Genomic DNA, 21,428 nt, shown 5'->3' on the forward strand with positions numbered 1-21,428 from the left:
GTCTGACTGACAATCGTCGGGTGGTCTTTCGGACCGGCCTGTTGCATGGCTAGAATAGCCTGTCGTTCCGATTGCCTGAGGCGTACGCTTGACTGTCATGAATAGAGAAGCCGTCCATCCTTGCCTGGCAACTTGCGAGGCAAGCCTGTGAGTCGCTTGCCACAAATGGCACTGGTACTGGCCGCCCTGGCACCTGCGGCGGGGCATGCACTGGAAGTGTCCATCGACCCCCATGCCGATCTGCTCTACCGCCAGGCATTGCCCCTTCTGGAACAGGCCGATACCCAGGAGGATGAAAGCGTCTTGCGAACGGCCCTGGGTAGCGACCCAGAGCTGCGTCGTCAGGGGCAGGCCATGGCACACACCTTGCCGACTGCGGTGGCACTGCTCAAGAAGTCGGTCGCACTCGGTCACCCAGTCGCGCAGTACCGTCTGGCGCTCTATTACATGACTTACTTGCCCGCCGCGCAAATACCCGACGCTGCCTGCCCTTTGCTCCAGGCAAGCCTCGACCAGGGGTTTGCGCCGGCTGCGCCTGCCATCGCCACCTGGTGCCCACCTTACAACGCCAGTGCCCAGTACCGCGCCGCTTTGGAGGCCGTACCCAGCATGGCAACCCTCTATGCGCCTTACTACCCCCAGCCTGCCACCCGCATGGCCTGCAGCCGCAGTCAACCCCAGGGCCTTGAGATGCTGTGGGGACGTCAGCGCGATTACCAGGCTGAGGTCTACCGCCTGCTGGGTGATCTCGATCCGCAACACCGCCACTCATTGCTGCAAAAAGCCGTAGAGACCAACGGCTGTGTCACGGCGCAGCAGCATTTGACCAGCCGGCCCTGACCCACCCGCCGCGGGTCTGGGCGCGGCGCACCAAGCGGGTGACAAGAGAGCAAGAACGTTCAAGCCATCGCCTGTGATGGCTTGGCATGCTGGCCTGCCTTGTCCAGATGCCCATACCTATGCCGTCCATCGCACGCCACGCCTTCCTGCAGGGCGCCATCGCCATCCTGCCGTTGTCGCTTGCTGTCGCACCCTGGGGCCTGCTGGCCGGGTCCATGGCCATCGCAGCCAACCTCAGCGCCTGGGAAGGCCAAGGGCTCTCGGCGATCGTCTTTGCCGGCGCCGCGCAACTGGTGGCCATCGGCATGCTCAAAAGCGGTGCCAGCCTGGCCTCCATACTCCTGACGACCTTGTTACTCACTTCACAGCACCTGCTTTACGGGTTGTCGATGCGCCCAGCGCTCTCCCCTTTGCCATTGCGCTGGCGCCTGGGCCTTGGATTTCTGCTGACCGATGAGTTCTTTGCCTTGACCAGTCGGCACGACCACCAGCATTTCAATCGCTGGTATGCCTTGGGCATAGGCTTCACATTCTACGTTGCATGGAATCTGTTCACCTGGGCCGGAATCGTGCTGGGGAAAAGCATTCCACACCTTGATCAGCTAGGCCTGGACTTCTCAATCGTCGCCACGTTCGTCGCCCTGATCACGCCCCTGGTACGTAATCTGCCTACCCTGGCTTGTGTCGCCGTTTCACTGGGCGCCTCAGTACTGTTCAGCCACTGGCATTGGGAAACGGCCTTGGTCAGCGCTGGCCTGCTTGGGATGGGCACCGGTTTCGCGTGCCAGAAGCTTGGGAGGGTTGTGTGATGACCTGGCTGCTTATCATCGGCATGGGCGTAGTGGTCTTCCTCAATCGCTATGCTTTTCTCGAACCGCGCTTACCGTTGCGGCTGAGCGCCAATGCGCGTCAATTTTTGGGTTTTGCGGTGCCGGGCATGCTCACGGCCATCTGCGGGCCTATCATCTTCATGCCGGCGCATACGCTCAACCTGCAACCGCTGAACCCTTACCTGTTGGGGGCGGTGGTGGCCGCCGCACTGGTGAGGTTGACCCGCAACGTGATGCTGAGCATGCTGTTGAGCATGTTGATTTTCTTCGTCCTGCGAAGTGTCCTCTCATGAACGCCACGACCTGTGAGCAAACGCACCTATGGCAGGCACCGGCGCTGGGCGATGTGGAAATGCTGCACGCCCGGTATGTGCAACAGCGGTTCGCACCCCATGTGCATGAAGGCTATGTGTTCACGGTCATCGAGTCCGGTGCCCAGCGCTTCTGGCACCGAGGCAGCGAGCACCTTGCCCCCGTTGGCAGCATGGTCCTGATCAACCCGGACGAACTGCACACCGGTGCCAAGGCCCACGAAGCCGGGTGGCGCTATCGCGGGTTCTACCCTGAACATGAGCGCGTAAACCGGCGTGCTCGATGAACTGGAACTTGGCCATGCGGGGATGCCGCGCTTTCGCGATAGCGTGATCCACGACCCTGGCCTTGCCAGCGCCTTCAGCCAACTGCATCAACTGTCCGAGAGCAGCGCCAGCGCACTGCATCAACAAACCGTATGGCGCCAGGCGGTATTGGCGCTGGTTCAACGCCACGGTCGCCTGGCCGAACTGTCTGCCCCAGGTCAAGAGCCTCGCGCTGTTGTACGTGCCCGGGAGTTGCTGGAAGCCCACTTGGCCGACCCGCCGTCGCTGGAGTTGCTGGCGGCTGCCGTCAACCTGTCGCCGTTTCACTTCGCACGGGTGTTTCGCCAGGCCACGGGCATGCCCCCTCACGCCTGGCTCAAACAGCGACGTCTTGTAAGGGCCAGGGAACTGCTCAAGCAGGGGCAGCCGCCTGCGGCAGTGGCGTTCAGCCTGGGTTTTGCCGATCAGAGCCACTTGAACAGGCAGTTCAAGCAAGCCTATGGCATCACCCCGGGGGCCTATCGGTTAGCCTGTTTCGCCGCTTGAGTGCGTCAACGCGGCGCAGTCGGTTGGCCGTGGCGCTGCTACACTTAAAAGGCTGAAAGGAGGAGCCGTCATGTCTGAAAGAGAGATCACCACCCTTCTGTCACTGATGAATCAGCGGCAAGCGTGCCTAAGCACCGCCTGCAAGGAGATCGCAGACTGGATCGACCGACAGGGCGACCTGCCGGCGGCCGGTAAGATAAGGGCGAGCCTGAAGGCCCTGGAAGCTGACGAAGCACGTGTGCGCCGAGCACTGACGTCATTGACGCTGGACAGGCCACTGCCGAAATTTCGCAGTTGACCTTGCTGGGGCCGCAAAGCAGCCCCATTGAGTGTTACGGGTGGTCCATGTGCATATGATCATGCTCACCTGGCGCCTGGGCAGTGAGCGCACGTACCTGAGCTTGCACGGCGACTGACTCGGTAGTGCCATCAGCGGCTTGCACCGTCAGGGTCAGCGGGACCTGCTGGCCTTCCTTTACCTGATCGTTCAAGCCCATCAACATTACGTGCAAGCCATTGGGGTCCAGGGTGACGGGCTTGCCGGCCGGCAGCGGAACCGCCTTGACCTCACGCATGCCCATGACGTCCCCGTTCATGGTCATTTCATGTACTTGGACGGTCTTGGCCACAGGCGAGGCGACACTGACCAGCTTGCTGTCGCCACTGGCGGTAATGGTCATGAATGCGCCGGTCGACTGCTGGTGAGGCACGCTGGCGCGCACCCACGCTTCGCTGACGGTGGTCTGGGCCAGTACCGGCCCAGTGATGCCCAGCAGGACCAAGGCCGCCAGGCCGCGCTTAACGGATTGCAATGACATTCAGCAGATCTCCATCAGGGTAACCAGGTCTTCGGCACATTCCTTGGCTGTCAGGGAATGCCCGAGGCTCAGCCGCAGGGTGCCACGGGTGTCGTAGACGTAGCTGGTGGACGAATGGGAAATGGTATAGGTGTCGCCGGCCGGGACCTTTTCGTAGAACACCTTGAACTCCCTGGCCACGGCGTCGATTTCTTCAGGCGTGCCGGTAAGCGCGGTGAAGGTCGGGTCGAACGCCTTGACGTAGGCATCGAGCACTTCCGGCGTATCGCGCTCTGGATCGAGCGTGATGAATACCACCTGGAACAGATCACGGTCACGGCCGCGCAGCAGTTTGCGAATTTGAGCAGCTCGCGCCAGGGTGGTCGGACAGATGGCCGGGCACTGGGTGAAGCCGAAGAAGACCATCGGCATGCTGCCATAGAAGCTTGACAGGGTACGGACGTTGCCTTGTGGATCCCGCAGCGAGAACTTTCGCCCAAGGATTTCATTGCTCATGTTCTTGCCGTACTTGAACTCAAGCCCACGCGCCGGACTGCAACCTGCCAGCAGGCCAAGTCCAAGAACGCCCATGCCGGCGACGACTGAACGCCGGGTCAGAAGATCATTCATGAAACCATCCTTTACAGGGAAGGTGCCGACCCTCGGGACGGGCCGGCCAGAAAACCGGCGCATTCTGGCATGCCCCCCATGTCCCTTCTACCCACCGGCGGCGATTACCTCTCCAGGCCGCTGAATACAGGCAGCGGCCAATTGTCGCAGAGGTTGCAAACGTAACAGTTTGTTGCTAGCGCAAAGCGGCACGTCGGCTTACAGGGCCCACGCCAAGTCCGATTCCAGCTCGGCGCAACCCGGAAGCCCTACTAGTAGTAGGCGTTTTCTTTCTGGCTATGGTCAGTCACGTCACGCACGCCCTTGAGCTCGGGGATACGCTCTAGAAGCGTGCGCTCGATGCCTTCCTTGAGGGTAACGTCTGCCTGACCGCAACCCTGGCAGCCACCGCCAAATTGCAGTACTGCAATGCCCTCGTCGACCACATCCACCAGGCTGACCTGACCGCCATGGCTAGCTAGGCCAGGGTTGATTTCGGTCTGCAGATAGTAGTTGATGCGTTCGTTGATCGGGCTGTCTTCATTGACCATGGGCACCTTGGCGTTAGGCGCCTTGATGGTCAACTGGCCACCCATGCGGTCGGTGGCGTAGTCCACCAGCGCGTCTTCCAGGAACGGCACGCTGACCGCATCGAGGTAAGCGGTGAAGCTCTTGAGGCCCACAGCAGTGTCATCAGGCTTCTCTTCGCCCGGCTTGCAGTAGGCGATGCACGTCTCGGCGTACTGGGTACCCGGCTGGGTGATGAAGATACGAATGCCGATACCGGGCGTGTTCTGCTTGGACAGCAGATCGGCCAGGTAGTCATGGGCGGCGTCGGTAATGGTTATAGCGCTCATGTAGGTTCCTCACAGACTTGCGCGTCAGTGTACGCCAACGCAGCCCTCTAACAAAGTCCTAGTATTTGACTCGGGAAAGCACATACGGCTGCGCCTGCGCGCTCGGTGCCTGCATCCAGGCCTGCATGCAGCGGTACAGCCCGCGCTCGATCCACTGGTAACTGAGCCACGACAGGGTGGCGATGCAAGGCACGCAGAGGGCGAATGTCAGGTACGGGTCCAGCCCCAGTTGCTGACTGGCAAACCAGCCCAGGTGCAGGACCAGCACATGGATCAGGTACACCGAATACGAGCAGTCGCCCAGCGCCTTGAGGATGCGATTACCCTTGAACAGTGGCTCCATGGCGATGAAGGCGAGGACAACCATTGCACTTGGCAGGCCCCAATGCAGCAGCCTTTGGGACGCGTCGAGCTGATAGATGGCCAACGCGGCTACGGCCAGGAGCCCCATCGGGACCCAAATACCCTGACGGACCAGGCCACGGCGGTAAAGCACACCTATACCAATGCCCAGCAGAAACTCATAGACGATGTCGTTGTTGTAGAAGTGACTGACCACGCCCAGGCGCCCCAGGATTTCACTCACCCCTACCAACAGGCCGGCGACCACCAGTAAATGCAGGCGCCGGCTTACGAGAAACGCCATCCCGAACAGCAGGTAGAACATCATCTCGAAGTTCAGGGTCCAGCCAACGTTCAAGGTAGGGTACATACCGTAACCACCTGGGTTTTCTGCTGGTATGAAAAAGAGTGAACGCAGCAGGTGTTGCCAGGTGAATACCTGATGCGGCATCCATTGACTGAAGGCGAGCAGCATCAAGGCCATCAACGCCGAGTAGAACCAGTAGGCTGGCACGATACGCAGCACGCGGTTGAGCACAAACTGATGCGGGACAACCTGCTTGTCGCAGGTCGAAAGGTAGATGACCAACCCACTGATGACGAAGAAGATATCCACGCCCACCGCACCCCGGTCAGTGAACAATTGGCCGACGGGGCCGGAGGCGTGAAAGTCGAAGAAAACCTGCATGAAGTGGTGGCAGACGACCACCCAGGCGGCGAAAGCACGAAGTGCCTGAAGCGAATACAGCATGAAGTACCCTGCGTTTGCCGGTGCATTCAGGCACCGGCTGCAGCGCAGCTGCCGGTGCCACTCATGGGTTGGGACCGCAGGAGGGCGCGAAAGGTCAGCGCGCCCCGATCAGAGGTTTTCGTAGCGATTCATGTCCAGCACGCCCGTTTCCACGGGGTCGGTTTCCTGAATGAACGCGCTCAGGTCATGGAAGTAACGCCAGAATTGCGGATGGGTACGGCGTATGCCCCACCGCTCTACGATGCGCTCGAAACGAGCGGTATCATCCTTGGCCTGACTCATCAGATCGACGAAAACCGGTACTTCGGCGGCTGGCACGTTGAACATGAAGTTGGGGTAGCTGGTCATGACCCCGGGCTGCAAGGTCAGGGTATCGAGGCCTGGCTGGTAACGATAAGCCTCGCCCAGCAGGAATGCCACGTTGCTGTGCGCCCGGTTGCGCATCAAGGTGTAGACCTGCCGCTGCCCACCCTGCCCTTCGATGCGCAGCAGTGTCGCCTCAGGCAACTGATTGATCACTTTCAACCCGGCTGCAGGACGCGAGACCAGCCGGCTGAGCGACTGCTCTGCGTTGCGAAACTCTTCACTCATCTGCGGGCGCGAGCAATACGCCCCCTGGCAGCGGTTGATCGGATCGGGTGAGGCATTGATGCTGGCGGTACGCGCGATCAACTGCATACCGAAATCGCGCTTGGGATCGCGTGGGCTCAAGGCAAGGCCGCTCGGCGTATCGGCGTCGATGTTTTCATAGTCGAGCCACATCTTTATCTTGCCGCTGTCCTGATACCAGTCGCTCAGGATGTCTTGGCGCGCCTCAGCCGGCATCAGGCGCAGGAAATTGACCTCGGCGCCGTTGCGGATCAGGTCGAAGTACAGGCGCGTCTGCAACTGGTGCGACAGGTTGCCGAAGACGTCGAAGTTGACCGCCAGCTGGTAGTAGGTGCGCTCCAGCAAGGGGTAGTCGAACAACCACATCGTCAGGGGTACGTCCCCTACCAGGCCCTTGGTCACTGTCGCGCTGTCGAAGTGACGGAAGATGCTCAGCAACGCGTTGTCGTTGCCCGTCCACAATGTCGACCAGCCCGGGGCCGGCATATCGGCGTAGGCCTCACGGCGCAGTTTCTCGTACTCGTTGCGCTTGTCGCGATAGGCGCGCCACAACGCAAGCACACTGCCCACGTCATCGTTCTGACCTGGCATGGCGAGCAAGGGCGTGGCCTTGCCACGGTAACGGGCATCGGTGACGTAGCGATCGAAAGCCGGCTCCTGGAACAGCGCCCAGAAGTTGTCGCGGATCACGTCCGTGGCAATCTGCCCACGGCAGACCGGTCCGCGTATGAAGGTGCGCACGAAGTACTCGGCGTTGTCGAGCATGAACTGGTAGCGCGCCACCGCCGGGATCGCCTCGAACGTTTCGAAGGGATTGGCGCGGTGCCGAGGGCCGTAGCCTGGCAGCGTGGTCACCTGCCAATCGCCGGCGTAGAAGAGCTGCTTGACCCGCTTGAGTTTTTGCGGCCCGAGGGGGTAAGTGATGTGAGTCTTGTGCACGATCACACCCTGCACGGGAATCAGGCGATAGAAGAACGCTGTGCCGGGCGGATCATTGGGCCTGCGCGTGGCAATGATGTCGGCAGGCTGCCCGCTGGGCGTGCGCGAGCGTACCCATTGGAAAAAGTGCCCCTGCTCACCCCCGGTAAAATGAATGTGGGCCAGGAACAGGTGCTCGTACAGCCAGCGCCCCACCAGTGCTTCTGAAGCCCCTGGACGATTGAGCAGCGCTTCCCATTCGGCGATCTGACGGGCTTCGCTGGCACTGGGCTTGATCGCCTGGTACTCGACGGGCGCACCCGCCGCCAGCCAGCCACGCAGTGTCGCGTATTCCTGGTCGGTCAGGCCGGTCACGGCCAGCGGCATGCCCTCCTTGGGATGCACACCGGCATAAGCATCGAACTCATGGGGCAACGGGCACATGTTGTTGCGGTTCAGGCCAAGTGCAATCTCATCCGGTACCTTGGCATTTGGGGTGAGCGGCGTCTTGTGCCCCAGTTCGAGCATGCGTGCCATCAGCGCGGCCTGGCCGCTTTGATTGTCGAGCACCGAATAGAAGCCTTTCTTGCGCCACTCGGCCTCGCTATGGGCGTCATAGAACAATCGCGTGGGCGCTACGGCCTTGCTGCGCTCGCCCTGATAGACGGGCACCTTGCTGGCACCGCGCACGGCACCTTCGGCGCCCTCGAGCTTGAGCTGGCAGGCGGCGTCGTTGCAGGCGTGGCAGGCGACGCACTTCTCGGTGAAGATCGGCTGGACATCGCGGGTATAGGAAATGGTTGGAGCTGGTTGAAGACCTTGCCCGAGCACCGCGCCACTGATCAACAGGGCAGTGAGGCCGGCAAGCATACGATGCACCATGTGCGGGATGTCCTGATTATGTGCAGCCAAGGCAATGAAAAATTGGCAATGCTTGTATTAATAGCTGGGATGAAGGGTTGGCAACATGAACATATTTCATGAAAACCGGGCACACCCCTAAAAACCGTGCAGCTTTGTTATGATTCAGCACTTTCTGATTTCCGCCCGACCAGGTAGTTCATATGTCCGACCGCAGCGCTCGTCTTCACGCACTTCAACAAGCACTTAAAGAGCGCATCCTGATTCTCGATGGCGGCATGGGCACTATGATCCAGAGCTACCGGTTGGAGGAAGCCGACTATCGTGGCACGCGCTTCGCCGATTGGCCAAGCGACGTCAAAGGCAACAATGACCTGCTGCTGCTCAGCCGCCCCGATATCATCGCCGCCATCGAGATGGCCTACCTGGACGCGGGCGCCGATATCCTCGAGACCAACACCTTCAATGCCACCCAGATCTCCCAGGCCGACTATGGCATGGAATCGCTGGTGTATGAATTGAACGTGCAAGGCGCGCGCATCGCCCGCCAAGTGGCCGATGCCAAGACGCTGGAAACCCCTGACAAACCGCGCTTCGTGGCGGGCGTGCTCGGCCCGACCAGCCGGACCTGCTCGATCTCCCCCGATGTGAACGACCCCGGCTATCGCAACGTCACGTTCGACGCGCTGGTGGAAAACTACATCGAGGCTACCCGCGGGCTGATCGAGGGTGGTGCCGACCTGATCCTGATCGAAACCATCTTCGACACTCTCAATGCCAAGGCCGCTATCTTCGCCGTGCAGCAGGTGTTCGAAGATGATGGAATCGAGCTGCCGATCATGATTTCCGGCACCATCACCGATGCCTCCGGCCGCACGCTGTCCGGACAGACCACCGAAGCCTTCTGGAACTCGGTCCGGCATGCCAAGCCGATATCCGTGGGCCTGAACTGCGCATTGGGCGCCAAGGACTTGCGTCCTTACCTGGAAGAGTTGTCGAGCAAGGCCGACACCCACGTTTCGGCACACCCCAATGCGGGCTTGCCCAATGCGTTCGGTGAGTACGACGAAACCCCGGCGGAAATGGCGGCAGTGGTCGAGGAGTTCGCCGCCAGTGGCTTCCTGAACATCATTGGCGGTTGCTGCGGCACCACCCCTGGGCACATCCAGGCCATCGCCGAGGCGGTGGCCAAGTACCCACCACGGCCAATCCCGGAGATCGCCAAGGCATGCCGCCTCTCGGGCTTGGAGCCCTTTACCATCGATCGCCAGTCGTTGTTCGTCAACGTCGGTGAGCGCACCAATATCACCGGCTCGGCCAGGTTCGCGCGACTGATTCGCGAGGAAAACTACACCGAGGCCCTGGAAGTGGCGCTGCAACAAGTAGAGGCTGGCGCCCAGGTCATCGACATCAACATGGACGAAGGGATGCTCGACTCCCAGGCGGCCATGGTCCGTTTCCTCAACCTGATCGCCGGTGAGCCGGATATCTCGCGCGTGCCGATCATGATCGACTCTTCGAAGTGGGAGGTGATCGAGGCCGGCCTCAAGTGCATCCAGGGCAAAGGCATCGTCAACTCCATTTCCATGAAGGAAGGCGTTGAGCAGTTCAAGCACCACGCCCGCTTGTGCAAGCGCTATGGCGCCGCCGTGGTGGTCATGGCCTTCGACGAAGTCGGCCAGGCCGATACCGCCGCGCGCAAGCAGGAAATCTGCAAGCGCAGCTACGATATCCTGGTCAACGAGGTTGGCTTCCCTGCCGAGGACATCATCTTCGACCCGAACATCTTCGCTGTCGCCACCGGCATCGAGGAACACAACAACTATGCAGTCGACTTCATCGAGGCCTGCGCCTATATCCGCGACCACCTGCCCCACGCCCTGACCTCGGGCGGGGTGTCCAACGTGTCGTTCTCGTTCCGGGGCAACAACCCGGTGCGCGAGGCGATTCACTCGGTGTTCCTGTACCACGCCATCGCCAACGGCCTGACCATGGGCATCGTCAATGCCGGTCAATTGGAAATCTACGACGAGATCCCGGCGCAGTTGCGGGAAAAGGTCGAGGATGTAGTACTCAACCGCACGCCCCAGGGCACCGATGCGCTGCTGGCCATTGCCGACGACTACAAGGGCGGCGGTGCCACGCGGGAAGTCGAGAACGAGCAATGGCGCTCGCTGCCGGTGGAAAAGCGCCTGGAGCATGCGCTGGTCAAAGGCATCACGGCGTTCATCGTCGAGGACACCGAGGCGTGCCGCCAGCAATGTGCACGGCCGATCGAGGTCATCGAAGGCCCCTTGATGAACGGCATGAACGTGGTCGGCGACTTGTTCGGCGCAGGCAAGATGTTCCTGCCCCAGGTGGTCAAGTCGGCCCGGGTGATGAAGCAGGCCGTTGCGCACCTGATCCCGTTCATCGAGGCCGAGAAAGGCGACAAGCCCGAGGCCAAGGGCAAGATTCTAATGGCGACGGTCAAGGGCGATGTGCACGACATCGGCAAGAACATCGTCGGCGTGGTGCTGGGCTGCAACGGCTACGACATCGTTGACCTGGGGGTGATGGTGCCCGCCGAGAAGATCCTGCAGACGGCACGTGACGAGAAATGCGACATCATCGGCCTGTCGGGCCTGATCACACCGTCGCTGGACGAGATGGTGCATGTGGCGCGCGAGATGCAGCGCCAGGGCTTCGAGCTGCCGTTGATGATTGGCGGCGCTACCACTTCCAAGGCTCACACGGCCGTGAAGATCGAGCCCAAGTACAGCAATGACGCCGTGATCTACGTGACCGATGCGTCCCGCGCCGTGGGTGTGGCGACTCAATTGTTGTCCAAGGAGCTCAAGTCAGGTTTCGTCGAACGCACACGCCAGGACTACGAAGAGGTACGCGCGCGCACGGCCAACCGCAGCGCCCGGACCGAGCGTCTCACCTATGCCCAGGCAGTGGCAGCCAAACCCCAGTACGACTGGGCCGGCTACCAGCCAGCGGTACCCTCTTTCATGGGTACCAAGGTCCTGCATGACATCGACCTGCGCACCCTGGCCCAATATATCGACTGGACGCCGTTCTTCATTTCCTGGGACCTGGCAGGCAAGTTCCCGCGAATTCTCACTGACGAAGTCGTTGGCGAGGCGGCGACCGCCCTGTACGCGGACGCCCGCGAGATGCTCGACAAACTCATCGACGAAAAACTCATCAGTGCTCGCGCGGTGTTTGGCTTCTGGCCTGCCAACCAAGTGGCCGATGACGACATCGAGGTGTACGGTGAAGACGGCGCTGCGCTGGCGACCTTGCACCACCTGCGCCAGCAGACCATCAAGCCCGACGGCAAGCCCAACTGGTCGCTGGCCGACTTCGTGGCGCCCAAGGCCAGCGGTGTGACCGACTACGTCGGCGGGTTCATCACCACGGCGGGTATCGGTGCCGAAGAAGTCGCCAAGGCCTATCAGGACAAAGGCGACGACTACAGCTCGATCATGGTCAAGGCCCTGGCCGATCGCCTGGCCGAGGCCTGCGCCGAATGGCTGCATGAGCAGGTGCGCAAAGACTACTGGGGGTATGCCCGGGAGGAGCAGCTGGACAACGAGGCGCTGATCAAGGAGCAGTACCGTGGCATCCGTCCGGCGCCGGGCTACCCGGCCTGCCCCGACCACACTGAGAAAGAGACCCTGTTCCGCCTGCTCGACGGCAGTGCCATCGGCGAAACGGGCCCAAGTGGCGTCTTCCTGACCGAGCATTACGCGATGTTCCCGGCCGCGGCTGTCAGCGGCTGGTACTTCGCCCACCCGCAGGCGCAGTACTTTGCGGTGGGCAAGGTCGACAAGGATCAGATCGAGAGCTACAGCACCCGCAAAGATCAACCCGTGAGTGTCAGCGAGCGTTGGCTGGCGCCGAACCTGGGGTATGACAGCTAAGGCTTAACTGGGTCCGTCCAGCTGTTCCCGAGAGGGGCAGCTGGAAATACGGCGCGTGGGTGCCACTGCGCCGTGTAATCGGTAAGCAGGATTACGGGTGAGTGCCCCAATACACCGCCGTGATGACGACCAGCGCGACCAGGCACAGGATTGCCCAGGTATCGACGCTATGGCCGGGCTTGCGCAACTTCGTTGGGTTGGTCATGGCATTGCCTCTTCTAGTGATTATGGGAATGCACCGCACAATCGGCAGTTAAGACCAGCAAAGACCTTTGCTCAAGCAGGGTTTCTCAGTATTCGACCGGTGACGTGAGAAACGGATACTGATAGCCAGCCGTGCGCCCTATGGCGCTGTACGCTTTGAAGTCCACGCCGTAGTCGGCCAGCTCCAGTCGTTTGAGCCATTGCCCGGCCTTGGCCTGGTCGATGCTCTGCAACACAGGCAGGCTGTAGTCGCGCAGGCCATCGCGGCCAAACGGCAGGCCGTGGGCATCGTCATTGAGCATGACCATGGCCCAGCCCCCAAGGCTGAAATGCCCGCCCATCAGGACACTCAAGCGTCCGTCCAGACGCGCACGCAATGCCTCACCCGAGCTGTTCACCGCACTGAACATCACATCCTTGCCTGGCTTGAGCCCCGCCTCCTCGAACGCCTGCATGGCCCCAAAGGCCATCTCGTCATTGGCCGACCATACAAGCCGTGTTTGCGGGTAACGTTCGAGCAGAAACCGCGCCTGCTCGTAGGCGCGCTGCCGGCTCCACCCGCCGTATACCACCTGGCGCAAGCGCACCTGGGGGAAGTCGGCCAAGGCGCGGCGCATGCCGTCTTCCCGGCGCTGCGAGGCAGGCGTAGTTTTCACGCCTGAAAACGCGACCAGATCCACTGGACCGCTTGCGGCAGGCAATTGCGCGATCATCTCGCGCAACATCTGGAACCCGGCTTGTTCGTCATTGGTGGTCAGAGACCCCAACGGCTGAGCGAATTTGTCAGGTCGGGCGCTCACAGCCCGTGCCTGGCTGGGCGTCAAGCCGTTGTTGACCAGCAGCAGCTTGACCCCCGCCCCTTGCGAGAGGCGCATGATCTCGGGGGCGATGTACTGTTCGTTCACCAGTACCAGGTAATCTGGTCGCCTGGGCCCATCGAGGGCCGCCCGGGCCTGACTCAGGGCGAGATCGGTCCGGCGCTCGCCATATTCCACACGCAAGTCCATGCCCAGTTCATCGGCAGCGGACTGCATGAATCGGCTGTAGCTGGCCCAGAACGTCTCGCCCGGCGAGCCCGGGTTGAGGAAAACCACCGACACCGGCTGCGCACCTGCGGTCAATGGCAGGGCGAAGCACAGGCATAGGCAGTGGCACAGGGCCTTGAGCATAGGCTGAGGTCTCTGAAGCAAACCCAGGATTATACCCACCGGGTCAGGACAAGCGCATAAATGGCAGTCAGTCTCACATAGTTCGTTTGGTTCTTTTCATATGCAAAAACATCACTTTTGCGCATAAATACAACCTGCTATGGTGCCCCGGCTCCGAACCGGAGTGCGCGGCCGTGCGCGCGAATAGCTGCATGCCTGAGACAGGACTTTTATGTACGTATATGACGAATACGATCAGCGGATCATCGAGGACCGCGTCAAGCAGTTCCGTGATCAGACCCGCCGTTACCTGGCCGGTGAGCTGAGCGAGGAAGAATTCCGCCCGCTGCGCCTGCAGAACGGCCTATACATTCAGCGATTCGCGCCGATGCTGCGTGTCGCCGTTCCTTATGGCCAACTCAATGCCCGACAGGTGCGTACCCTGGCCAAGATCGCCCGCGATTACGACAAGGGCTATGCGCACATTTCCACCCGCCAGAACGTTCAGTTCAACTGGCCGGCCCTGGAAGACATTCCCGACATCCTGGCCGAGTTGGCGACCGTGCAGATGCACGCCATCCAGACCAGCGGCAACTGCCTGCGCAACACCACCACCGATCAGTTCGCAGGCGTCGCCGCCGATGAAGTCATCGACCCGCGCCCCTGGTGCGAGATCGTCCGTCAGTGGACCACGTTCCACCCGGAATTCGCCTTCTTGCCGCGCAAATTCAAGATCGCCATCAACGGTTCGAAACAGGACCGCGCCGCCATCGAAGTGCACGACATCGGTCTTGAGCCGGTGCGCAACGACGCTGGCGAGCTGGGCTTCCGCGTTTTGGTCGGAGGCGGGCTGGGTCGCACGCCGGTGGTCGGTTCGTTCATCAATGAATTCCTGCCCTGGCAGGACCTGATCAGCTACCTGGACGCCATCCTGCGCGTCTACAATCGCTACGGTCGCCGGGACAACAAGTACAAGGCGCGGATCAAGATCCTGGTCAAGGCCCTGACACCTGAAGTCTTCGCCGAAAAGGTCGAGGCCGAAATGGTCCACCTGCGTGGCGGCAGCAGCACGCTGACCGAGGCGGAAGTGCAGCGCGTGTCGCGTCACTTCGTCGACCCCCAATACCTGGCGCTGGACGATGTCGACTACAGCGCCCTGGATAGCGAACACCCAGGCTTCGCGCGCTGGCGCTCACGCAACACCCGTGCCCACAAGCGCCCTGGTTACGTGGCCGTGACCCTGTCGCTCAAGCCCACCGGCGTTGCTCCAGGTGACCTCACCGACAAGCAGCTCGACGCCGTGGCCGACCTGGCAGAACGCTACAGCTTCGGCTTCCTGCGCACCTCCCACGAGCAGAACATCATCCTGGCCGACGTGGAGCAACGCCAGCTGCATGCCCTGTGGCTGGAGCTGCGCGAGAGCGGATTCGCCACCCCGAATATCGGCCTGCTGACCGATATCATCTGCTGCCCAGGCGGTGACTACTGCTCCCTGGCCAACGCCAAATCGATCCCCATCGCCGAATCCATCCAGCGCCGTTTCGACGACCTGGACTACCTGTTCGACATCGGTGAGATCGACCTGAACATCTCCGGGTGCATGAACGCGTGCGGGCACCACCACGTGGGTCATATCGGCATTCTGGGCGTGGACAAGAAGGGCGAAGAGTTCTACCAGGTATCGCTGGGCGGTAACGCCGCGCGCGACGCCAGCCTCGGCAAGATCCTGGGCCCCTCGTTCGCCCAGGACGACATGGCTGATGTGATCGAGAAGCTGATCGCCGTCTACGTCGAACAACGCACCGAAGAAGAGCGTTTCATCGACACGTACCAACGCATCGGCATCGACCCCTTCAAGGAACGCGTGTATGCAGCGAATCATTAAGCACAACCAGATCGTCGACGAAACCTGGCACCTGCTGCCCAAGGAAACCTCGTTCGACGAACTGACCAACTGCGACGACTACATCGTGCCCTTGCAGATGTGGCGCGACCATGCCCATGCCCTGAAAGCCCGCGACGGTGGTCTGGGCATCTGGCTGGACAGCGATCAGGAGGCCGAGGAAATTGGCGAGGACGTCCAGCACTTCCAGGTCATCGCCCTGAACTTCCCTGCCTTCACGGACGGGCGCAGCTACTCCAATGCCCGCCTGCTGCGCGACCGCTACGGCTACAAGGGTGAGTTGCGCGCCATTGGTGACGTGCTGCGCGACCAGCTGTTCTTCATGGCCCGCTGTGGGTTCGATGCATTCGCCATCCGCGCCGACAAGGACCCTGAAGACGCCCTGCAGGGCCTGAAGGACTTCTCGGTCACCTATCAGGGTGCCACGGACCAGCCGCTGCCCTTGTTCCGCCGGCGCTGAGCCATTTGTTCGTCACGACCGTGCACCAGACACGGTTGTGGCGGGCAGTGCCCAAACCCGATCACACCGGGTCTGCGTACACATCGACATTGTTGTCGCCGACGCAATTGTGAAGTCTGCCCGGTGATGATTCTCGCTTTGCCCCTGGCACGCTACGCTTTTCGGACACATTCATGCCGAGGAGTCGAGCAATGTCCCGTCCACCCCTGCCACCCTTCACCCGCGCCAGCGCCATCGAGAAAGTCCGCCTGGCCGAAGACGGCTGGAACAGCCGCGATGCTGCCAAGGTGTCGCTGGCCTATACCCCTGATACCGTGTGGCGCAATCGCGCCGAGTTTCCCCGCGGGCGAGCCGAGGTTGAGGCTTTCCTGACCCGCAAATGGAATCGCGAGCTTGAATACCGACTGATCAAGGAGCTTTGGGCCTTCACCGACAACCGTATTGCCGTGCGCTATGCCTACGAGTACCGTGACGACAGCGGGCAATGGCACCGGGCCTATGGCAACGAGAACTGGGAGTTCGCCCCGGACGGGCTGATGCACTATCGGCACGCGAGCATCAACGAGCACCCTATCGCAGAAAGCGAGCGCAAGTTCCATTGGCCGCTAGGTCGACGGCCTGACGATCATCCTGGCCTGAGCCAGTTGGGGCTCTGAACCAAGGCCAGGCGCACGGGGGCGCGACGACGCCTGCAAGCGGTGTACAGTATTGGCACAACAACACCGCCAAGGAGCCCGCCCCATGACCGTGACGCTGTCACCGCTGCATATCGATTGCGACTTCGATTCTGGCAACATCGAAGTCATCGACGCCAGCAATCCTGCCCAGGTCCGCCTCGCCATCCGGCCGGATACCCACAGTGGCCACTACCAGTGGTTTCACTTTCGCGCCAGCGGACTGACGCCTGGGCAGAACCATCGGTTCAGCCTCGACAACGCCGCTGGCTCTTCCTACAAGAACGCCTGGAGTGGCTACAACGCCGTGGCCTCCTACGACCAGCAGACCTGGTTTCGGGTGCCGAGCCAATTCGATGGCAGTGCACTGAGCTTCGAGATCACGGCGCAGCAAGCGCAGGTCTGGTTCGCCTACTTCGAGCCCTATCCCCGTGCACGCCACAATCAATTGATCGAACGGGCGCTCGCCCTCCCGGGCTTCACATTGCTGGCCAGCGGTCGCAGCGTCCAGGGTCGCGATATTCCATTACTGCGCGCAGGCGACGGCGCGGCGGGCAAGCGCAAAGTGTGGTTCATCGCCCAACAGCATCCCGGTGAGCACATGGCCGAATGGTTCATGGAGGGGCTGATCGACCGCGTGCAAGCGGGTGACGCCACTGTCCAGCAACTGCTGGAGCGCGCTGATCTGTACCTGATTCCCAACATGAACCCTGATGGTGCCTTCCTGGGCCATTTGCGCACCAATTACGCCGGCAAGGACCTGAACCGCGCCTGGCAGGACGCCAATGTCGAGCTCACTCCGGAAGTGTTCTTTGCCCAGGCGCAGATGAAGCAGCATGGCGTGGACGCCTTCATCGACGTGCACGGGGATGAAGAAATCCCCCATGTGTTCACTGCCGCATGCGAGGGCAACCCAGGTTACACCGCCCGCCTCGCCCACCTGGAGGAAACCTTTCGCAGCACACTGATGAACCTGACGGCAGACTTCCAGACCACCCACGGGTACACCCGCGACGCGCCTGGCCAGGCCAACACGACATTGGCATGCAATGCCGTGGGGATGGCTCACGACTGCTTGTCGCTGACCCTGGAGATGCCTTTCAAGGACCACGACGATGCCCCCGACCCGCACACGGGCTGGTCAGGCCTGCGCTCCAAGGCGTTGGCGAGCGCCGTATTGGATACGCTCGCCGCGATGGTAGACGACCTGCGCTGAGCCTGCCTTGTCCCTCAGAACTGTACGTCCAGTACGACGCTGTCCGAGTAGCTGGCCGCCGGCGGCGTAGGCTGATCGGTATAGACCCGGGCGCTGTAGTTGAATACCTGGCTGCCAGTGCCAGTGCCAACGCCTGGGTTGACGTCGGCGTCGGCACTGGCCCGCCTGGCGCTGCCGGTAGCGCCCCAGCGAACGGTACCTGCGCCTTTGTAGATGTCGTACGCCAGGTAGTTGTTGGCGGCCGACTTCATGCGCCGCCGTCCGCTCAGCACGTTCTGCCCATCACTGAGCCCGACACTGTAGGCACTGCCTTTGGTGCAGGAGACGCTCAGGCTCTGGCTGACCGTTGCGAAGGCGCTGACCACAGGCGCAGACCCGAAGTTGATATTCGGCGTAACGATCTGGCAATCATTGGTCACCGTCAGGCTGACGGTCAGGTACTGGGTGCCTGATCCGGTATCCCTCCCGATGCACAACCCGCCCAGCGAAAGCCCTTCGCAATAGTTCCAGGTCCAATCCAGCCGGAGGGTTTCCTGATAGAGACCTGCCGCCACGTTACTCCCGATCTGGGTACGAAGGTACAACGGCACAGTCTTGGGTGTACCGTTGAGCAAACCCAGCAGATCGAGGATGCCCGTGCGTCCATATTCGAAAGCAACTCCTCGGCTGATGGGGAAGTTGGTGGTGGCGTCGGCGTAGAGCGTGTACGGGATGACATCTCCCGTGGGGCCTAGCAGCCCACCCGTGGTCGGCTGTACCGTCAGCTTGAATGAGTCAGTGTTGCTGAGCACGCTCAACACCGTGCCATTGCACTGCAGGCCGGCGTTGGTTGTGGACGCCGTCTGCACGGCTGTGCGTACCTGCGTCGAATTGAGGGCACCGAACAAGGCTGGCGCGGTGGCCACCGACGCGCATTTGGCCTGGGCAGGCTCTGCGCAGAATACTAGAAACCCTGCGCAGAGCCATGCCTGGTGACGGTTCACTTGCACACCAACGGCCCGATTAACGGGATCGAACCTGTGCTTTCTGGCATGACGAAATCGACCTCACACTGCCCTCCCCCCGCCAGTTCGACCTGCACGCGATTAGTGGGCTGTAAATTTTCCAGGTAGACCAGCCCGTCCCAGCCCACCACGGCTTGCGCGCCGCTTTGCACGTGCCTGACGCGGCTCCCCAGGCCCAGCGGTCGCTGATCGCCATCCACCAGTTCCAGGCTGGCTGCTCGCACCTGCTTGAGTTCGAAGTCGAGCAGGTAACCGCTGCCGCGGCGCACGGCAACGCGCTGCTCCACCTGCGGTGCCAGAATGTCAGGCGGCAAATCCATCGGGTCTATTTCATATTTGCCCCGGTAGTAGGCACTGCTATAGGGCACAAGCAGGTGCCCACGTTTGTCGGTGCGGCCTACCGGCTGGTTTTCGTAGCGCACGGGCACATCAGCGTAACCGGAGGTGCTGACCACGACGAACGCATCATCGATGCGGTTGGCCGCGAACAGGCCGGCGTCCATCCACACGATCGAGCCGCTGGCATCGGCCCAACGGGTCATTTCTCCACTGCTGCCGTAGACACCCGCCTGCAGCTGGACCGATTGCAGGCGCCAGGTGGCATCGGCCTGGCGGTAAGCCCTGCGATCGCTGCCGGTGGCATACCCGAGGTTGTAGCCCACCCCGGTGCCCACTGGAACGGCCCGGCTGTAATTGACCCGCTGTTGGTGCTGGCCCTCTTTGTTGCGTTCGATGCCCAAGGCCAGGGTGCCGGTCATGTCGAACGGAATCACCAGCTGCGCCTGCATCGCCCACTGGCGATCACCGACCTCTCGGTTAGCAGAAAGGTAAACGCTGCTGTTGCCCCATAGCGGTCTGCTGTAACTGAGGTTGATCAAACGCGTGCGGGTGCCGTCCCCTGCACGCACATCAAAATAACCTGCGCCTAGATTCCCGTACTGGTTGAGGTTCAGACTCAGCGTCACCTGCTCACTGCTCCTGCTAAGTTGCATGTCGCGCCGATCGATGCGCGTCAGGTCGGCGTAATCGCCATGGCGTTGCAGGCGCTGGTAGCTGAACCCCAGGCGTTGACTGTTGTATTGATAACCCAGGGCGGTTTGCTGACCTTGGCTACCTTCGAAACGGCTTTGAGCAAGCGCAGCATTGAGCACCCCGAACTGCCCTAAGCGCACGTTCGCCCCCAGGCCGCCGAGCATCAGGGACTCGGCCGTTTGCGCATGGGCCTCCAGCGTGAAGGTGTCGCTCAGACCGTGGCGCAGGCTGGCCGAAGCCACGCCTGGGCCGTAACCGAAGTCGCGCACCCCGTAGTCTCGCCTGAGGCTGCCGGCTGCCACCGCGTAGTCAGTCAGACCTTTTTGCAACAGGTTGCTGGTCACGTAGAACGGCAGGGTCGTGGAGACTTGCCGGCCCAGGGTGTCGGTGGTAACCACCACTGCCTCGCCAGCACCGTTGATGAAAGGGACGTTGGTCAGGGTGTAGGGGCCGGGTTGCAATTCGGTGGTGCTGGTTCGATAACCATTGATGAAAAGCTCAAGGGACGTTGGCACGGCCGCTTCGCCTGCAAAGGCGGGCAACGGGTAGGTCACAAGATCTGGCCGGGCGGCAAAGTCCCTGGACAGCTGCAGCCCACCCACGCGCACCGAGCTGCTCCAGGGCAAGGCGGCAGTGATCAGGTCGCCGGCCTCGAAGGTCAGCAACCGTTGCTCGTCGGTGAAGCGCCAGGTGGTGTCGTAACGCAGGAACCCATCACCCGTGCCACTGCGTGTCACACCGTTGAACGAATGCCGCCACTGGCCCGTGCTGGAGACGGTGCCCCAACTGTCGAACACGCGCAGCTCATTCCAGGCGGCTAGGTAGGTGCCGCTGTCGTCGGTATCGTTCAGGTACAGGTCATAATTGAACACGGCACCGAAGCTGCTGCGCGCATCGGTAGGCGGGTAAAGCGTGCGCTCACCGACTTGCTGATCCGGCAACCAGCCTGGGGGCACATCCAGCAGCAGTTGCTGATTCTGGCTGTCATATTCGGCATGCATCCCCGCAACGGCGTCCAGCGCCACGTCGCCCAAGGGGTCGCCGGGCAGCGCAAGGCCTGCTGCACGCAGCACCTCACTGTCTATGTAAAGGCGCCCGGCTCTTTGTTGCACCGGCACCAATTCAGCCTTAGGCATCTGGTTCACCGTGAGGTCCAGGTACAAGGTGGCATCGGCAACCGCCGACAGCTCCGTGGGGGGCGGCGGCAGGTCGTCCGCCAGCACCAGGGTTGAGCCGGCCAGGGCCAGCCCCAGACACCCCAGGCGCTTCGTCGCGAACCTCTTCACGCATCGGTCCTGACCATTGTCGGGCCCTCCCTGGCCCCGTGACTTGCCTGTG

Annotated in this window: 17 protein-coding genes and 1 pseudogene; 10 read left to right on the plus strand and 8 right to left on the minus strand. The window is 61.6% G+C overall.

Annotated elements, in window-relative coordinates:
• Positions 1–165 precede the first annotated feature (165 nt).
• The 5 genes and pseudogenes from PFU01S_RS07550 (at position 166) to PFU01S_RS07570 (ending at position 3,092) form a co-directional block, all read left to right on the plus strand.
• Positions 166–840, plus strand: coding sequence for an SEL1-like repeat protein (locus PFU01S_RS07550; RefSeq protein WP_219858017.1), 675 nt, complete (start codon positions 166–168; stop codon positions 838–840).
• 119 nt (positions 841–959) lie between these two features.
• Entirely contained in the window at positions 960–1,649 is a 690-nt protein-coding gene (locus PFU01S_RS07555) for an AzlC family ABC transporter permease (protein WP_027914650.1), read from the plus strand.
• On the plus strand, positions 1,649–1,963 hold the full coding sequence (locus PFU01S_RS07560; RefSeq protein ID WP_028686958.1) for an AzlD domain-containing protein: 315 nt from the start codon (positions 1,649–1,651) through the stop codon (positions 1,961–1,963). Before PFU01S_RS07555 ends, PFU01S_RS07560 begins: the two co-directional genes overlap by 1 nt.
• A pseudogene (locus tag PFU01S_RS07565) lies at positions 1,960–2,794 on the plus strand (AraC family transcriptional regulator). The gene PFU01S_RS07560 and the pseudogene PFU01S_RS07565 overlap by 4 nt, the downstream one beginning before the upstream one ends.
• A gap of 70 nt (positions 2,795–2,864) precedes the next feature.
• The gene (locus tag PFU01S_RS07570; RefSeq protein ID WP_027914647.1) at positions 2,865–3,092 is read left to right on the plus strand and encodes a hypothetical protein; all 228 of its coding nucleotides are present in this window, start codon (positions 2,865–2,867) and stop codon (positions 3,090–3,092) included.
• Positions 3,093–3,126: 34 nt separating this feature from the next.
• On the opposite strand, the gene PFU01S_RS07575 is transcribed toward PFU01S_RS07570, so the two are convergent.
• The 5 genes from PFU01S_RS07575 to PFU01S_RS07595 all read right to left on the minus strand — a co-directional run bounded on the left by PFU01S_RS07575 (position 3,127) and on the right by PFU01S_RS07595 (position 8,559).
• A complete protein-coding gene (locus PFU01S_RS07575; protein WP_027914646.1) occupies positions 3,127–3,612 on the minus strand; it encodes a copper chaperone PCu(A)C in 486 nt (161 codons plus the stop codon).
• The gene (locus PFU01S_RS07580; RefSeq protein WP_027914645.1) at positions 3,613–4,221 is read right to left on the minus strand and encodes an SCO family protein; all 609 of its coding nucleotides are present in this window, start codon (positions 4,219–4,221) and stop codon (positions 3,613–3,615) included.
• 251 nt (positions 4,222–4,472) lie between these two features.
• Positions 4,473–5,057: a Fe-S biogenesis protein NfuA gene (nfuA, locus tag PFU01S_RS07585; protein WP_023536208.1), complete on the minus strand. Its 585-nt coding sequence runs from the start codon at positions 5,055–5,057 to the stop codon at positions 4,473–4,475.
• 58 nt (positions 5,058–5,115) lie between these two features.
• Positions 5,116–6,150, minus strand: coding sequence for an acyltransferase family protein (locus tag PFU01S_RS07590; protein ID WP_027914644.1), 1,035 nt, complete (start codon positions 6,148–6,150; stop codon positions 5,116–5,118).
• A 108-nt stretch (positions 6,151–6,258) separates the two neighbouring features.
• A complete protein-coding gene (locus PFU01S_RS07595; protein WP_028686957.1) occupies positions 6,259–8,559 on the minus strand; it encodes a fatty acid cis/trans isomerase in 2,301 nt (766 codons plus the stop codon).
• Between the two features lie 182 nt (positions 8,560–8,741).
• Here PFU01S_RS07595 and metH point away from each other — a divergent pair, with 182 nt between their 5' ends.
• Positions 8,742–12,449 (plus strand): methionine synthase, encoded by a 3,708-nt coding sequence (metH, locus tag PFU01S_RS07600; RefSeq protein WP_028686956.1) that lies wholly within the window; start codon positions 8,742–8,744, stop codon positions 12,447–12,449.
• A gap of 290 nt (positions 12,450–12,739) precedes the next feature.
• On the opposite strand, the gene PFU01S_RS07605 is transcribed toward metH, so the two are convergent.
• On the minus strand, positions 12,740–13,822 hold the full coding sequence (locus tag PFU01S_RS07605; protein ID WP_028686955.1) for an ABC transporter substrate-binding protein: 1,083 nt from the start codon (positions 13,820–13,822) through the stop codon (positions 12,740–12,742).
• A gap of 211 nt (positions 13,823–14,033) precedes the next feature.
• On the opposite strand from PFU01S_RS07605, the gene PFU01S_RS07610 reads away from it, so the two are divergent.
• The 4 genes from PFU01S_RS07610 to PFU01S_RS07625 all read left to right on the plus strand — a co-directional run bounded on the left by PFU01S_RS07610 (position 14,034) and on the right by PFU01S_RS07625 (position 18,054).
• Positions 14,034–15,686, plus strand: a complete 1,653-nt coding sequence (locus tag PFU01S_RS07610) for a nitrite/sulfite reductase (protein WP_027914640.1) — start codon at positions 14,034–14,036, stop codon at positions 15,684–15,686.
• On the plus strand, positions 15,670–16,164 hold the full coding sequence (locus tag PFU01S_RS07615) for a DUF934 domain-containing protein (protein ID WP_027914639.1): 495 nt from the start codon (positions 15,670–15,672) through the stop codon (positions 16,162–16,164). The genes PFU01S_RS07610 and PFU01S_RS07615 overlap by 17 nt, the downstream gene beginning before the upstream one ends.
• 191 nt (positions 16,165–16,355) lie before the next feature.
• On the plus strand, positions 16,356–16,820 hold the full coding sequence (locus tag PFU01S_RS07620) for a nuclear transport factor 2 family protein (protein WP_028686954.1): 465 nt from the start codon (positions 16,356–16,358) through the stop codon (positions 16,818–16,820).
• A gap of 85 nt (positions 16,821–16,905) precedes the next feature.
• Positions 16,906–18,054: a M14 family metallopeptidase gene (locus PFU01S_RS07625; RefSeq protein WP_028686953.1), complete on the plus strand. Its 1,149-nt coding sequence runs from the start codon at positions 16,906–16,908 to the stop codon at positions 18,052–18,054.
• Between the two features lie 14 nt (positions 18,055–18,068).
• On the opposite strand, the gene PFU01S_RS07630 is transcribed toward PFU01S_RS07625, so the two are convergent.
• Positions 18,069–19,037, minus strand: a complete 969-nt coding sequence (locus PFU01S_RS07630) for a Csu type fimbrial protein (protein ID WP_027914636.1) — start codon at positions 19,035–19,037, stop codon at positions 18,069–18,071.
• Complete coding sequence (locus PFU01S_RS07635; protein WP_154665191.1) at positions 19,034–21,331, minus strand: fimbria/pilus outer membrane usher protein; 2,298 nt, start codon at positions 21,329–21,331, stop codon at positions 19,034–19,036. Before PFU01S_RS07635 ends, PFU01S_RS07630 begins: the two co-directional genes overlap by 4 nt.
• Between the last annotated feature and the right edge of the window lie 97 nt (positions 21,332–21,428).

This window comes from Pseudomonas fulva NBRC 16637 = DSM 17717, assembly GCF_000730565.1.
GTDB lineage: Bacteria > Pseudomonadota > Gammaproteobacteria > Pseudomonadales > Pseudomonadaceae > Aquipseudomonas > Aquipseudomonas fulva.

Excerpts from the sequence above, each read along its gene's own strand:
- PFU01S_RS07550 (WP_219858017.1), top strand. The coding sequence starts at position 166 with ATGGCACTGGTACTGGCCGCCCTGGCACCTGCGGCGGGGCATGCACTG.
- PFU01S_RS07555 (WP_027914650.1), top strand. The coding sequence starts at position 960 with ATGCCGTCCATCGCACGCCACGCCTTCCTGCAGGGCGCCATCGCCATC.
- PFU01S_RS07560 (WP_028686958.1), top strand. The coding sequence starts at position 1,649 with ATGACCTGGCTGCTTATCATCGGCATGGGCGTAGTGGTCTTCCTCAAT.
- PFU01S_RS07570 (WP_027914647.1), top strand. The coding sequence starts at position 2,865 with ATGTCTGAAAGAGAGATCACCACCCTTCTGTCACTGATGAATCAGCGG.
- PFU01S_RS07575 (WP_027914646.1), bottom strand. The coding sequence starts at position 3,612 with ATGTCATTGCAATCCGTTAAGCGCGGCCTGGCGGCCTTGGTCCTGCTG.
- PFU01S_RS07580 (WP_027914645.1), bottom strand. The coding sequence starts at position 4,221 with ATGAATGATCTTCTGACCCGGCGTTCAGTCGTCGCCGGCATGGGCGTT.
- nfuA (WP_023536208.1), bottom strand. The coding sequence starts at position 5,057 with ATGAGCGCTATAACCATTACCGACGCCGCCCATGACTACCTGGCCGAT.
- PFU01S_RS07590 (WP_027914644.1), bottom strand. The coding sequence starts at position 6,150 with ATGCTGTATTCGCTTCAGGCACTTCGTGCTTTCGCCGCCTGGGTGGTC.
- PFU01S_RS07595 (WP_028686957.1), bottom strand. The coding sequence starts at position 8,559 with ATGGTGCATCGTATGCTTGCCGGCCTCACTGCCCTGTTGATCAGTGGC.
- metH (WP_028686956.1), top strand. The coding sequence starts at position 8,742 with ATGTCCGACCGCAGCGCTCGTCTTCACGCACTTCAACAAGCACTTAAA.
- PFU01S_RS07605 (WP_028686955.1), bottom strand. The coding sequence starts at position 13,822 with ATGCTCAAGGCCCTGTGCCACTGCCTATGCCTGTGCTTCGCCCTGCCA.
- PFU01S_RS07610 (WP_027914640.1), top strand. The coding sequence starts at position 14,034 with ATGTACGTATATGACGAATACGATCAGCGGATCATCGAGGACCGCGTC.
- PFU01S_RS07615 (WP_027914639.1), top strand. The coding sequence starts at position 15,670 with ATGCAGCGAATCATTAAGCACAACCAGATCGTCGACGAAACCTGGCAC.
- PFU01S_RS07620 (WP_028686954.1), top strand. The coding sequence starts at position 16,356 with ATGTCCCGTCCACCCCTGCCACCCTTCACCCGCGCCAGCGCCATCGAG.
- PFU01S_RS07625 (WP_028686953.1), top strand. The coding sequence starts at position 16,906 with ATGACCGTGACGCTGTCACCGCTGCATATCGATTGCGACTTCGATTCT.